The organism is Pseudanabaenaceae cyanobacterium SKYG29, assembly GCA_025055675.1.
Lineage (GTDB): Bacteria > Cyanobacteriota > Cyanobacteriia > Pseudanabaenales > Pseudanabaenaceae > M5B4.
This window is the reverse complement of sequence record JANWWT010000001.1, coordinates 219,490-232,607: the sequence shown is the minus strand read 5'-3', so window position 1 is coordinate 232,607 and position 13,118 is coordinate 219,490. Positions and strand designations below refer to the sequence as shown.

At 45.4% G+C, this 13,118-nt stretch carries 14 protein-coding genes and 1 CRISPR repeat array; of the genes, 11 read left to right on the top strand and 3 right to left on the bottom strand.

Features of this window, described 5'->3' with window-relative positions; all coding sequences use genetic code 11:
* Positions 1-1,287: a CRISPR direct-repeat array (repeat unit 36 nt; unit sequence GTTTCCAACAAGTCCGTGTTAGGCACACGGAAAGCC).
* A 180-nt stretch (positions 1,288-1,467) separates the two neighbouring features.
* From cas2 to csx18, 3 genes are read right to left on the bottom strand one after another with little or no spacing between them, the layout of a single operon-like run.
* Positions 1,468-1,740, bottom strand: coding sequence for a CRISPR-associated endonuclease Cas2 (gene cas2 / locus NZM01_01080; protein MCS6958629.1), 273 nt, complete (start codon positions 1,738-1,740; stop codon positions 1,468-1,470).
* A gap of 2 nt (positions 1,741-1,742) precedes the next feature.
* Positions 1,743-2,711: a CRISPR-associated endonuclease Cas1 gene (gene cas1, locus NZM01_01075; GenBank protein ID MCS6958628.1), complete on the bottom strand. Its 969-nt coding sequence runs from the start codon at positions 2,709-2,711 to the stop codon at positions 1,743-1,745.
* Positions 2,708-3,010, bottom strand: a complete 303-nt coding sequence (gene csx18, locus NZM01_01070; GenBank protein ID MCS6958627.1) for a CRISPR-associated protein Csx18 — start codon at positions 3,008-3,010, stop codon at positions 2,708-2,710. Before csx18 ends, cas1 begins: the two co-directional genes overlap by 4 nt.
* Before the next feature lie 96 nt (positions 3,011-3,106).
* Between csx18 and NZM01_01065 the strand changes: the two genes are divergently transcribed.
* From NZM01_01065 to NZM01_01015, 11 genes are all read left to right on the top strand, one after another.
* Entirely contained in the window at positions 3,107-4,237 is a 1,131-nt protein-coding gene (locus NZM01_01065; protein MCS6958626.1) for a putative CRISPR-associated protein, read from the top strand.
* Complete coding sequence (locus NZM01_01060) at positions 4,221-5,702, top strand: CRISPR-associated protein Cmr2 (GenBank protein MCS6958625.1); 1,482 nt, start codon at positions 4,221-4,223, stop codon at positions 5,700-5,702. The genes NZM01_01065 and NZM01_01060 overlap by 17 nt, the downstream gene beginning before the upstream one ends.
* Positions 5,687-6,625 carry a type III-B CRISPR module-associated protein Cmr3 gene (locus tag NZM01_01055; GenBank protein MCS6958624.1) on the top strand — a complete coding sequence of 313 codons (939 nt, stop codon included), beginning with the start codon at positions 5,687-5,689 and terminating at the stop codon, positions 6,623-6,625. The genes NZM01_01060 and NZM01_01055 overlap by 16 nt, the downstream gene beginning before the upstream one ends.
* Before the next feature lie 12 nt (positions 6,626-6,637).
* Positions 6,638-6,877 carry a hypothetical protein gene (locus tag NZM01_01050; GenBank protein MCS6958623.1) on the top strand — a complete coding sequence of 80 codons (240 nt, stop codon included), beginning with the start codon at positions 6,638-6,640 and terminating at the stop codon, positions 6,875-6,877.
* Between the two features lie 18 nt (positions 6,878-6,895).
* Complete coding sequence (locus NZM01_01045; GenBank protein ID MCS6958622.1) at positions 6,896-7,723, top strand: RAMP superfamily CRISPR-associated protein; 828 nt, start codon at positions 6,896-6,898, stop codon at positions 7,721-7,723.
* On the top strand, positions 7,710-8,108 hold the full coding sequence (locus tag NZM01_01040; GenBank protein ID MCS6958621.1) for a hypothetical protein: 399 nt from the start codon (positions 7,710-7,712) through the stop codon (positions 8,106-8,108). The genes NZM01_01045 and NZM01_01040 overlap by 14 nt, the downstream gene beginning before the upstream one ends.
* Before the next feature lie 6 nt (positions 8,109-8,114).
* Positions 8,115-8,720 (top strand): hypothetical protein, encoded by a 606-nt coding sequence (locus NZM01_01035; GenBank protein ID MCS6958620.1) that lies wholly within the window; start codon positions 8,115-8,117, stop codon positions 8,718-8,720.
* Between the two features lie 94 nt (positions 8,721-8,814).
* Positions 8,815-9,918, top strand: coding sequence for a putative CRISPR-associated protein (locus tag NZM01_01030; protein MCS6958619.1), 1,104 nt, complete (start codon positions 8,815-8,817; stop codon positions 9,916-9,918).
* Positions 9,919-9,934: 16 nt separating this feature from the next.
* Entirely contained in the window at positions 9,935-11,578 is a 1,644-nt protein-coding gene (locus NZM01_01025; GenBank protein MCS6958618.1) for an RAMP superfamily protein, read from the top strand.
* A gap of 45 nt (positions 11,579-11,623) precedes the next feature.
* Positions 11,624-12,667 carry a tRNA (adenosine(37)-N6)-threonylcarbamoyltransferase complex transferase subunit TsaD gene (gene tsaD / locus NZM01_01020; protein ID MCS6958617.1) on the top strand — a complete coding sequence of 348 codons (1,044 nt, stop codon included), beginning with the start codon at positions 11,624-11,626 and terminating at the stop codon, positions 12,665-12,667.
* 2 nt (positions 12,668-12,669) lie between these two features.
* Positions 12,670-13,116 carry a GxxExxY protein gene (locus NZM01_01015; protein MCS6958616.1) on the top strand — a complete coding sequence of 149 codons (447 nt, stop codon included), beginning with the start codon at positions 12,670-12,672 and terminating at the stop codon, positions 13,114-13,116.
* Positions 13,117-13,118: the final 2 nt, after the last annotated feature.

Genomic DNA, 13,118 nt, shown 5'->3' with positions numbered 1-13,118 from the left:
GTTTCCAACAAGTCCGTGTTAGGCACACGGAAAGCCAAAATTGACTGGAAGTCCATCGAGGAGGGCCGCCGTAGTGTTTCCAACAAGTCCGTGTTAGGCACACGGAAAGCCCCAGAACCACACGGGAAAACAAGGCCGCTCGTTTGAAAGTTTCCAACAAGTCCGTGTTAGGCACACGGAAAGCCCAGAAAGTCTCACCAAAGCGGCTAAGGTCGAAGCCGCCAGTTTCCAACAAGTCCGTGTTAGGCACACGGAAAGCCGAAAGTATGGAAACACTAGAGAAATTAAAAAGAAAGGTGTTTCCAACAAGTCCGTGTTAGGCACACGGAAAGCCAGTTGGGGAGGGCATTGAGCAAGTAGTTGGTCATAGTAGTTTCCAACAAGTCCGTGTTAGGCACACGGAAAGCCCTGCAGATAGTCCAAGAGGTACTAACCTCCCGAAAAGTTTCCAACAAGTCCGTGTTAGGCACACGGAAAGCCCGACTCGTAGCTACTCTCTAACTAAAGAGAGCTCCAAAAGTTTCCAACAAGTCCGTGTTAGGCACACGGAAAGCCAGGCGCCGAGCCGCCTCCCGGAGGTTCCACGGCTTTCCGGTTTCCAACAAGTCCGTGTTAGGCACACGGAAAGCCGTAGAAATAGGGGATTCCACCGCCAGCAGCCCAGGGTTTCCAACAAGTCCGTGTTAGGCACACGGAAAGCCCGTTCGATCGTCAGCCCATACTCCAGGGCGCGATCGTGTTTCCAACAAGTCCGTGTTAGGCACACGGAAAGCCGAGACCCCAGGAGGAAGAGCATGAGAAAGAAACCAGGTTTCCAACAAGTCCGTGTTAGGCACACGGAAAGCCTCTACGCGGAGGAGATAGCTGCCACCCACCTGGTGGGTTTCCAACAAGTCCGTGTTAGGCACACGGAAAGCCGCTAAGAAATAACAGCCCAATAGGGAAGGCAACTGCGTAGTTTCCAACAAGTCCGTGTTAGGCACACGGAAAGCCGCGGCTAGATTCAATCATGCTAGAGAAAATCATTGGTTTCCAACAAGTCCGTGTTAGGCACACGGAAAGCCCCAGAAGAGGACAGCTCCCTAGAGGGGAGTATGAAGTTTCCAACAAGTCCGTGTTAGGCACACGGAAAGCCCGACCCCAACCGTCCACGGACCGGGCGGCGTGGCCCCAGTTTCCAACAAGTCCGTGTTAGGCACACGGAAAGCCTTTCCTAAATCGCCCTGAGCAGTGCCAATGCCGCGCGGTAGGGTTTCCAACAAGTCCGTGTTAGGCACACGGAAAGCCTCCTCCTTGTGGGAGCAGCTTTTAGTATAGCTTCCAGGGACTGATCCCGAACACCTCTTGGTAAGTAAAGTTTCCCCGATCGTTTTTAGGTTCTTCCTACCCCTGAAACCCTGATGCCAGGGACAACCGAGCACTGCCAAGAGAAAAACAGGATTTTGGGGTTTCCCCAGGGGCGATCGGTTAGACAATAAATGATCCTGGGGCAGTAAACACATCCACCCCGTTCCACACTTCAATTCTCTGGCGAGCATAAGCGGAGATAGGGTAAATACGAACACTATCTTGTTGGTTGATGCGACGACTTAGGCGCTTTTTGAGAGCCTCTAACTGCTTTTCCGAGAGGTCACATTCAAAAACACTATACTGCACCCTCTGTCCGTATCCCTCTAGTAATTCCGCTACCTTGCGACGACGCTTATCACAAGGAATGTCGTAGGAGACAACATAGAGCATATTCAATCTATGCGGTAGGGGTGATAGACTCCTGTCTGGAGAGCTTCACGATAAAGCTTTACCTGACGATGGATTAGTGCCCAACGGGGTTGGTCTTGCTCGTCTAATTTTAGTCTACCTTCCATGCGGCTAACAAAATGTTGTAGAAATTTCTTTTTCCCAGCTTGATTGAGGTAGCACCCCCCATCCCGATACTCAAAGTGGTTGGCAGGCTGCATAACCCGATTGTTGACCAGCCAAATTACTAATGAATCTATGATGGGAGCACGAAATTCCTCTAGTAAATCAGAAGCCAGAGCCGCATGCCCATGGTGAGAGGAATGCAAACATCCATAGAAGGGGTTGAGCTGTTGCAGTTCTATAGCAAACAGTAGATGATTCCACAAAACTTGGTAGCCAAAACTGAGCATGGCATTAACTGGGTTAGTAGGAGGGCGGCGAGAGCGCGCTATGAAAATAAAGTCAGGATTAGTTAGCAAGTGTTCCCAAGCAGAAAAATAAACAGATGCCCCTGCCCCCTCTAACCCCATCAGCTGGGCGTTGGAAGTAGCAAATCGGGTTTGGCCCACAAAATGCCCCAGAGAGTCAATAGCCAGCGCCAGGTCAGGGACATTGCGCTTACGTTGTTGCCTTTGCAGGAGCACACGACCGTTGGCTATCTTGGCAGCTACCATCTGACGGGCTATGTTCAGTAGTACTTCCTCACTGACAGCTTGCTGGTGGGCGCTTACTCGCCAATCGTACCAACCCAGAGGTAAGGTCCTGCCATAACAAAAACCCGATCGGGACAAATAGGCAATGGGAATACCCCGCTCTAAGCAAGCCCGTACCACCTGCGTAGTAATTTGGACAATCCCGAAGACCAAGATGCATTCCAAATAGGGAAGGGGAATGGCCTCGTCTTTTACATACAGATTCTCCCCCCGCAGCAACACTGTCGTCCCCTGCTCAATCAGGTAGAGAGTCCTCACACACCCCGATCGCGTTCTATTTCTCGGACATCTTCCTGCCTGTAGAGGGACGCGCTGTCTCTGCTAGAGTGCAAACCCTTCGGGGGAGATTGCAACCAGGTAAAAATTCTGTCAAACATCACACTTACTCCGTAGGTGGCAACCATAATTAAAAACGTGTTGGTAATTACAGCCGCTAGACCCAGTGGAGCAATCAGCAATATGACTAGACTGACAGCCCCGTTACAAATAGCAAGCGTAATGTTTCTTAACAAACACTGCTTGGCAGTAACCGCATAGAGAAAGTTCGATCGAGTCATAGAAATAAAGGGGTGGAAGTGAAGTAATTTAAGATTTTCTTCCACTAAATTATACAGCAAAATCAGTATTATTAAGTTATAGAGAAGTGAGAGCTTATGCGACAGCGACTTATATGTACTGTTGGTACAAGCTTGTTAAGTAACTTAAACAATAAAGTAGGACTAGAAACTGGGTCAATTAAGCAGCCAGAGAGTTGGCGAAACGTATCTCTTTTTCTACTGGAGAAATCTAATAAGGATAAAGTTTGTGGGGCAGAGATTAACTCGATCGCTAGTATATGCCAAAAAGGTTTCTTGGATAGATTAACAGAACTGACTTTTTTAGTGTCAGACACAGAGGAAGGAAAAGTTACGGGACAAATTCTGAAGCTATACTATGAAAATCAAGTAAATCCCATTAGATTTGATAACGTAGAGGTAATTACTCTAGCAGGTCTAAACGGCAAAAGTTTCAGAGAATTTCAGGTTAGGGGTCTGAAGAGTCTGGTTAAAGAAATTAGCAATAAAGCAAGAATTTTTACCCCTGAAACTATTGCCATCAATGCTACTGGGGGCTACAAGGCGCAGATTTCCTTTGCAGGGATCATCGGACAGGCGTTAGACATCCCTGTCTATTACATGTTTGAAGAATTTCCTGAAATTATTGCTTTACCTGCCCAGCCTGTAGATTTGAATCTTACTTTTTGGTTTGAACACTATCCCTTCTTTGAACAATTGTATGAGGAAGAAACCATAGCAAAAGATGACTTAGTTGATCCCTACCAAGGCGAATATTATGATGCTTTAGTTGATGAAGTAGTAGTAGATGGCAAATCTTTAGTTAGCCTAACTCCCATAGGACTGTTATTCCATGAGCGATGTAATTTACACTTTCAAAGAGACCAGTCTGTACTCATCCAACATATCCACAAAGACTATACTAAACCGAGCCAAAAGAGAATTTGTATTAGGCATGATCACGGAGAGGAAATCCTGGGGCAAGTAGCAAGAAAATTATGTCAATCACCCTATGTCAAAGAGATTATTAACTCTTTACCATTTAATACCAGGTGGGTTAATCCAATTAGAAGAATTTATGACAATGGTAAGTTGGAATTAGTTCTAACTAGAACAGATCAAGGCTTAGGTTTATGTGTACAAACAACAGGAAAAAATAAAGCAGAAACGGGAGCGATCGCTCGCTTATTAGTTGAGGAGTACTTACAGGACTATGTTCACGGCAATTAGTTTTGCACCTGTCCAAGGATTTATCGAAAGGTCGCGGAAGCTGCGGGACTTATACGGTGGTTCATTTATTCTCTCCTATCTAGCTAAGTCGATTTGTGAAAAGGCAAAAGAAAGGGGATGTGAAGTTGTTTCCCCCGCCTTGCTAAATGTGGTACAGGGAACGCCCAATCAAATTATCTTGCGCGGTAATTATCCCCGTCAATTAGCAAAGGAAGAATTCATCAACACATGGAAGACTATCTGTCGTGTCTGTCGGGAATGGATTGAGGCGCGTCTACCGCAGTATACTTATTCCTGGAAGCGGGACTGGGACTTGTGGGGAAATTATGCCTGGGAATTTTTCTGGGGACAGGGGGATACAATCAGTCAAGCACGACAAAACCTCACAGATAACAAGAGAAAAAGAGATTGGGTAGGGATTAACTGGAAGGGGGAGAGTTCAACTCTCTCGGGAGCAGACGCGATCGCTTGGTACGGTATGGGGAGTGTGTCTCCGACAAGCAGATTAGGAGAAATAAATGACAAGGTTGTGGTTTTCTACAAAAGATTGGCAGAGACTGCGCTAGGGGAGTCATTTATTGAACCAGAGGGGAGAGAACAACTGAGTATTCCCGAATTGATTAAACGCATGGTAACTTATTATCCGATCGCTAACAAATTAGGAATTGACAGATTAGATATACCCAGTTCTTTTGCTGATTTAAGTCGTTGGGAAGAGAATGTTTGGACAGGATGGTTTCAGGGAGATGGCGATCGCATCGGTGAGTTTTTGCAGAAAGGGATACCAAAAGATAGGGAAGCAGAAGGATTACATGAATTTAGTCAAGCCTTGATGGATTGGGGGGATAAAGTTCTACGTCCTAGCTTGGCTGAAGACCAGGGGAGAATTATTTACGCCGGTGGAGATGATTTTCTAGGAGTTATCTTCCCAGAAAAGACAAATAAAAAGGAAAGTAAATCCACAGATATTGGTAAAGTTGCTTTGACTTGGTTCTACGAATTTCCTAACCTCTGGCGCAAACACGGAAAGGATATTACTGTCAGTGTGGGTTTAGTAGTAGCAGCGGGAGGAGTACCCCAAAGAGATATTATCCAACATTGCCGAGAAACAGAAAAATATGCCAAAGACAAGGGGAAAGACCGCCTAGGAATCAGGGTGTTATTCAATGGGGGAAACTATTTACAGTGGCATTGCCCTTGGAACTTGCTGCAATCTACACTCACCAGTTATAGGGACAGACAGGGGGGAAAGAACTGGAACCATGTATATGAAGACATTGCAACTTTGGAGAGTCGTCATGCCTTCCAACGGGGAGGGGAGCAAATCAGCAAGGCACTACTTTCTGTCTATTTCCCTAATACAGATATTCTGTCACGAGTAGAAAAGCAAATTAAACCAGCAGATTTGACTGATTGGACAATTAATCTGGCAAAGGTAGGGTGGCATCTATGTTCAGATACATAATCTCAATAAATCCCCTAGGCTTCCTCTATGGTAGTCGGGGACGATTTCTCTCACCTGAAAATTTGGTAGGGAGGTCAGGGGCTGCCTTTCCCCCCCTTGCTGTAGCCATTACAGGTCTATTTGCCCACAGGGAGTCTATGGCTCTAAAAGATAGTAATTTTGCAGTGGCAGGTCCATTTTGGGCATACGATAATGATTTACAGAATTTCTTTGTGCCCACCCCTTTCCATTTATTGGTTGAAGGCAACAAGGTAGTCCATCGCTTGGTCTGGAATGGTACTAAATGGGTTGACAGTGAAGGGGCAAAAATCAGTGGTAAATTTACAGAAAATACATGGCTACCAATCAAACAATGGCAAAATCCACAAACAGTAGAAGCAGCTCCCTGGAAATTCATCCCTCATCTCCATCCTCGCTTGGCAGAAGAGGAGAGAACTGTTAGGCAAGATAATGAAGAGGGAAGTTTATTTTTAGAAAATGCAGTGCAAATGCCCCCTAATTGTCGTTTAATTTACCTTGCTACGGACAGGCTAGACAATGGCTGGTATCGGTTTGGGGGAGAAGGACATCTAGTAAATGTAGAATGTGTGGAAATTTCTGCCGCTGTGCAAGCAATTCTCGATCGTCCTGTGGGTGGTAATTTTGCTCTGATTACTGCGGCTGTGTGGGGGTCTAACCGCCAATCTTTACGCTATCCTGAAGAATGGGAAAGAAAGTTGGAAGCTTTGCTAACCGCTCGTCCTATCCCTTTTCGTTACCGCTTAGGAGGTAGATTATCTAGGGGGCATTACGCCACACCTCCAGGCACTGTGTATGTATTAAATGAAGGGTTAGAAAGTTGGTATGCATGGGATGAGAATATTTTCCCCAAATCTGCTTATAGTTACAAGCGATGGGGCTGCGGATTGGCATTGGCAGTTTAGGGGGAGATGATTATGGTTTATAGTGATTTTACCTTGGAGATGGTGATTAATAAATTTGAGTTAGAACTAAACGATCGCCCCCACCTGCTACGGGAAACACCACCCAAAGCATCCAGTCAATTTCTAGGCAATTTATTAGCAGAAACTACACCCCTAGCTCTTGCCAGTGATAGGGAAAGAGCCCGATCGGATGGGACGAATACTATGTTAACGAAGTTGACAAAATTCTGGACATCTTACATCAGTTTGTAAATTAGTTGGGAGGTACGTATGTATTACAAAGCCTACGGTATCATTGAAACTCTCGCCCCTTTGCACGTGGGAGCAAGCGCAGGGGAGGAAACAGGCAACCTTAATCTCATCTTTTGTGATCAATTTACACGCACGGGGATTATTCCTGGCAGTTCTATTCGCGGTAGATTTAGGGCTGATATGCGCAATGGGGATAACAAAGGTCATGTCAACAAATGGTATGGCAGCGAGGCAGGGAATGAGCAAACTACGGAAGCACTGGTGAAGTTTGAATATGCATCTTTGGTGTGGTTACCTGTGTTTTGTCCTGGTCAACCTGTGGTGTGGATTTCCTGTCCTCGGTTGCTAGCAAGATATAAAGCGATCGTGGGTATTAGAGCAGAAATTCCCCCACCCTACTGTGCCGCACGTAGCTTAAGGGCAAGACAGATCGATACCCAAGGTCAAAACAGAAGAAAAATTCTCTTTTTTAACTTGGGCTTCCTGGAAATTGAGCACGAAAGTTCTCTACAAGAATGGATTCCCCCAGGCACAAACCTAGCAGAAGGTAGCCTGGTTGTAGTAGGAGACAATGACATCGCTTTGCTCCATGACATGGCTCTTTATCGCCAGAGTCGAGTGAAATTAGCAGACAGTGAGAAAAAAGTGGAAGGGGGAGCATTTTTCAATGTGGAAGCAATTCCCGAAGGGAGCGTCTTTGTTTTCCCTATAGCTATCAAAGAAAAGGGATGGGAACCGTTCATTGACACCAATACCTGTGAAATGTACTTCGGTGGTTTAGAGTCAGTCGGTTTTGGTAGATGTAAAGTTACTCTAGGAGGAGAATACTACAATGGCATGGCGTAGTTACGAACTCGATCGGAGGGCACAAAAACTGGTTTTGGATGCCAAGCAGAGAGACCCTGACAGTCTTAATCAAGCCTACAAGATGCGGATGACCACTGCCTATGGCTTAGAAAGGTTTTGGGGTGAACATTTGCGTTTGCAGGGGCATCATGGGACGCAAGCAAAAGCCACTTTTTGGAGGGAAACATGGACAGCCTTAGTGGAAATTATGAGACAAGCTGGGATCACTGTTCCGAATGACCAAGTACAACCAAACAACACTACAAGTATCAGGAATATGGCACAAAGGTTGTGGTCTTTAAGTTTAGATGACCAGCGAGTAACTTTGGCAGTGCTTACCCAACTGTGTGATGCGATCGTGTGGTGGACGCAAAGATATAAGTAGCTAGATATGAAGATTCTTGACCAAAACAGTACCTACACTTTTCGCTCCTACTTTGAACTGCCAAACGACACCGATGAAATTTTGGCAGAGTTTAATTACAGGCTAGTGAAAACTAGAGTGAAGCTGCCTAAAACTAATCGACATCTTGAGAATATTGAGCAACTTAAACATAATCTGGAGGAAACTTTGCCCTATGTAATGCTCAACAGTGAATTAGCAAGGAGGGAAATTTTAGTCGCTCCCATACTGAGTCGAGTAGCTGTAATTTGTCAAAAGATACTGCGTATAGAATATCCCCTAAAAGTTAATAACCTTTTACAAGGTAGTTTAGATTATTTGCTCAGGGGTGAGAACACCTTGATTGTAGTGGAGGCAAAGCGGGATGATTTAACACGGGGGTTTACTCAATTAGCAGTGGAAATGATTGCCTTATCCATGTGGGAAGAGAATAATAGAGTGATATATGGAGCAGTAACACTAGGTAGTGCCTGGCTATTCGGAATTTTAGATGCCCACAATCAAACAATTACAGAGGATATCTCTATTTACACCGTGCCCGATAATGTGATAGAGTTAGTAAAAATTCTGGTCGGTATTTTGGAGGGAGCATGATTCAATGACTTGCCGAACCAAACTACAGGTCAGATTTCAAATTCAACGCCTCAACTCTCACCATCAGGGTAAATAACAGGAGGAGGAAATTAGTATGAAACCAAGGTTTATAATTTCTCCCTGTGGTACTAGCATCCTCACAAATGGTGCTACAGAAGAACAAAGACGACTATGTATTTGCCATGCCAATGTTAGGAAACCAGAAGAAGTATCAGAAACCGATCGGCAGGTTCTCCTCAGTAGAATAGACGAAGTGCAACAGAAGTTGATTGGAGCAGATGTAGAGACAGCAGCAAAAATGTCAGCTGAATTAAATGGTATCATCACTTTCTACAGCAGAAAGGTAGAGCAAAAGCAAGACTTTCACTACTTAGTCTGTACTGACACATGGCTAGGGGAAGTTACAGCAGAACTTGTACAGACATGGCTGTTGGATAAAGTTACATCCCAAGTGCAGATTTATCGCCAAAAGGATTTACGCACTGCCAATCTACTAGAGTTTCAATTTGCACTGTCTGAGTTAGTGGGATGGATAGATGAAACGGTCACAGGCTATAGAAACAGTAATTATCAGATAGTCTTTAATCTTACAGGTGGGTTCAAGAGTGTACAAGGATTTCTCCAGGCTTTAGCAAACTTCTATGCCGACGAGACAATCTACATTTTTGAGAATGCCACTGAACTCCTGCGCATACCGCGCATGCCTGTACGAATGATCGTTGAGGAAGAGATAAAAAACAACCTGCAGACTTTCAGACGCTTAGCAGAAAATTTACCAGTGACAGAACAGGAGGTAAGCAGTATCCCCGATATACTTCTATTAGAAATAGACGGCAGGTATGGTTTCTCTGCGTGGGGGGAGCTACAATGGCGACAAATCAAAGATTCTATTTACAGTCAAGAAATACTACCTTCACCCAGTCCCAAGATCAGGTATGGAGATAGATTTTTAGACAGTACAAAAGGTTTGATGACCGATCGGTATGTCATTCTCAATTGCAGGATAGATCAACTAGCTTGTTATTTAGAAAGACCAGATCAGCCTAATCCAAATTCTTTGGATTTCAAACTTATCAAAAATCCCTATCCCCCTTCTACCCATGAAATGGATGCTTGGTCAGACCTAGATGCTAAGCGTCTATATGGACACTTTGAAGATAACGTTTTTGTCCTAGACAGACTTGATAAACACTTGTAGTAAATGTGGAGGCAATATGCCAGTACCTGATCCCTTGAACAAAATCCCGATGGCTTACCGAGCCCAAGTGCAAGGTAGATGTCAAATTCAGCGCCTTGACCCCCACCGCCAGGGTAAACAAGATGCAGAATTGTGGGCAGAGGAACTGATAAGGGAAATACATCCGCAACCGCCAGCGTTCCCAAACCTACAAACCCGTACGTATCAGATTACCTGGCGATTTGTAACTAATTCAGGGCAAGACGAAGGTGTTATTCGTCCTGTGCTTGGTGCGCGGGGCTATCCTTTCTACCCTGGCAGTAGTATGAAAGGGGCGTTCAGAAGAGCTTGTACTAGGGAACAAGCAGTGCGTTATTGTGGTAGTCCAGCCAATAGTAGAGAGTTGCATCCAGGTATTTTGCGATTTCACGGGGGCTATCCTACCAGTAATAATTGGAGAAATAAGTTAGTTGATATTGTCCATCCTCAACAACAGAGACAAGTAATTAGCAGGAATCAAAGTCAAGGGAGTTCAGCTTTTGTCCAAATCTCTCTTTATCAACCAGAGTTACGGTTTGCTATCTCTAGCACAGAACCTCTGAGTGATGAAGAATGGGAAACTATTTGGAAGATATGGGAAAAAGCTTTTGCTAAAGGAATTGGTTGTCGTGTCAGTGCAGGTTATGGTCATGCTAAAGCCGTGGCAGGAGAGAGGCTGTATGTTGTGCATTCACTTAAGGGTCAGGGGATGGCCAGTAAGTTGCTAAGTGGAGAGGGAGAATTTCGTCCCAACATGTTCCGTGCAGCTCTGCGGGGTCATGCCATGCGCATATTTGGTGGGCTAACAGATGAAAGAACTGCTACCAGGGAAGTGGAAAGACTCTTTGGCGGTGTCAGCGGTCATGGGACGGTGGGACTCCTACTGATGAACTTCACAACTCATAGATTAGAGATGGGGAGATTTGGCAGTGGTAATTGGGAAGTCCCTACCTACAAGGTAGAAGGTGACCTGGAATGGTTGTTAGCTAAGTCGGTGGATGATCCTAGGAAGAGAAACGTCTTGCAACAACTAATTGAACAGCTCAATATATTTGCTGTAACCTTTGGTGGATTTGGCAAGTCCTGGCGCAGAGCTGACCATCGCTTGTTTTACAAAGAATACTATCAAGCTAACAATAGACCTCTAATCGGTTGTCATTGGCAGTGGTTGGAAAATCCCCTCAAAAGTAAGTTAGCTAGATCGGGTCTGGCGACAATCACTAACTTTTTGGACACATTACAAAACACAGCGAGGGAATGGTTGAGTATGTACAATGTCCAGTTTAGTAACAGTTGCAATTGGCGGGAAGCATGGCGTAGGGGCAATGTGCGGGTTTGGGGTAGATTGGCAGAAAATAGAGAAGATTCTCTGGCTATTGATTGGCTGCATAGAGAGTATGCCAGAGGCAAGTCAATTAAAAGAACTTTTCTTACTGGCAGGATGGGCACGATCGGGCGGCTGTGGCATCGGATGTTTCCGGTTATAGACATGGTGGACGGCAAACGACAAACCCTCAAGTTGAATGGTCAGAGCGTGGAATACATCGAACTCCTAACTATTTTCCCTGATAACTCGCCTGAATGCCGTGATTTTTTGCAGTTTCTGACCGATCGGCGGGAGTTCCAAAAATTGTGGGGATAGTTGTCCGTCTTGATAATATAAGGTACGACCCTTGCAGAAGTTTTGATGGCAGTCATATTGGGTATAGAAACCAGTTGTGACGAAACCGCTGTAGCTGTGGTTAGCGATCGGGTTTGCCTTAGCAATGTAGTAGCATCCCAGATTGACATCCACCGCGAGTTTGGGGGAGTGGTGCCGGAGTTAGCTTCTCGCCGTCACCTAGAGTTAATCAACCCCGTTTTGGACCAAGCCCTGGCACAAAGTGGGTTGCCGTGGTCAGCCATTGATGCTATTGCTGTTACCGTTGCGCCGGGGTTAATTGGCGCTCTTATGGTGGGGGTAACTTGCGCCAAGACTCTGGCTCTGATCTATAGAAAACCCCTAATTGGTATTCATCACCTGGAAGGGCACATTTGTTCCTGTTTTTTGGAGGAACCAAATTTAGAACCACCGTTTTTATGTTTGATGGTTTCGGGCGGACACAGCAGCTTGATTGTAGTGCAAAACTATAGCAACTACCAAATTGTGGGCAGAACTAGGGATGATGCGGCAGGGGAAGCCTTTGACAAGGTAGCACGACTGCTCAACCTCGGTTACCCCGGTGGACCAATTATCGATCGTGTAGCCCAAACAGGTAATCCCCATGCCTACACTCTACCCCAGGGCAAAATTAGTGATGCTCCCTACGATTTTAGTTTCAGCGGACTAAAAACAGCTGTCCTGCGTCTAGTGGAAAAACTGCCTGCTCCTCTGCCCATTCCTAACATTGCTGCTAGTTTTCAACTCACAGTGGCTGAAACCCTGGTTTCCCGCACCCTTGCCTGTGCCCTGGAATACGGTATGAAAACAATTGTAGCAGTGGGGGGAGTAGCTGCTAACAGTCTCCTACGCCAGCGTTTGATCAGCCAGGGGCAACAACACCAGATTAAGGTAATATTCCCTCCCCTTCGCTATTGCACTGATAATGCCGCTATGATTGCCTGTGCTGGTGGTATAAGATTGCGCCAAGGATGCCTTTCCCCACTGACGATCGAGGCACGTTCTCGCCTTAGTTTAGAGGAATGCGAACAACTTTACTATAATGGGGCGGAAGAAGTACTAGAGGCATAGCTGTGGATAGTACAGAAATAGCTGCTTGGCGAGACCTAATACAGGAACTGGCAAATGAGGTTTACAGTCATCTAGGAGCAGGTTTTGATGAAGCTATTTACCAGAGCGCTCTGGCGTACGAAATGAGAAAAAGACAGGTGAGTTTTCAAAGAGAGATTAATATCGAAATTGTTTACAAGGGGGTAGCCCTTGGTTTAGACCGACCTGATTTCGTCATCAGACCCTGTAAGTTAGGGGAAATAGTTTTATCTACTCCCATCGTACTAGAGTTAAAGACGGTGGACTCTTTATCTGAGAACCACAGAAACCAGGTCAAAGCCTATCTTGTTTCTATGAAGCACTCTGCCGACCCCCAACTGCAATCCTGCAAAGTTGGCTTTCTAATAAACTTTCCCAAGAAAGAGGGCAAAACACCCGTCTTGGAAGTAGTTCCTGCTGCGAGTGATTAGCA

What these genes read in the sequence shown, in the direction of transcription:
- NZM01_01060 (MCS6958625.1), top strand. Translation starts at nt 4,221, where the DNA reads ATGTTCACGGCAATTAGTTTTGCACCTGTCCAAGGATTTATCGAAAGG.
- csx18 (MCS6958627.1), bottom strand. Translation starts at nt 3,010, where the DNA reads ATGACTCGATCGAACTTTCTCTATGCGGTTACTGCCAAGCAGTGTTTG.
- NZM01_01040 (MCS6958621.1), top strand. Translation starts at nt 7,710, where the DNA reads ATGGCATGGCGTAGTTACGAACTCGATCGGAGGGCACAAAAACTGGTT.
- cas2 (MCS6958629.1), bottom strand. Translation starts at nt 1,740, where the DNA reads ATGCTCTATGTTGTCTCCTACGACATTCCTTGTGATAAGCGTCGTCGC.
- NZM01_01050 (MCS6958623.1), top strand. Translation starts at nt 6,638, where the DNA reads ATGGTTTATAGTGATTTTACCTTGGAGATGGTGATTAATAAATTTGAG.
- NZM01_01055 (MCS6958624.1), top strand. Translation starts at nt 5,687, where the DNA reads ATGTTCAGATACATAATCTCAATAAATCCCCTAGGCTTCCTCTATGGT.
- NZM01_01065 (MCS6958626.1), top strand. Translation starts at nt 3,107, where the DNA reads ATGCGACAGCGACTTATATGTACTGTTGGTACAAGCTTGTTAAGTAAC.
- NZM01_01025 (MCS6958618.1), top strand. Translation starts at nt 9,935, where the DNA reads ATGCCAGTACCTGATCCCTTGAACAAAATCCCGATGGCTTACCGAGCC.
- NZM01_01045 (MCS6958622.1), top strand. Translation starts at nt 6,896, where the DNA reads ATGTATTACAAAGCCTACGGTATCATTGAAACTCTCGCCCCTTTGCAC.
- tsaD (MCS6958617.1), top strand. Translation starts at nt 11,624, where the DNA reads ATGGCAGTCATATTGGGTATAGAAACCAGTTGTGACGAAACCGCTGTA.
- NZM01_01035 (MCS6958620.1), top strand. Translation starts at nt 8,115, where the DNA reads ATGAAGATTCTTGACCAAAACAGTACCTACACTTTTCGCTCCTACTTT.
- NZM01_01030 (MCS6958619.1), top strand. Translation starts at nt 8,815, where the DNA reads ATGAAACCAAGGTTTATAATTTCTCCCTGTGGTACTAGCATCCTCACA.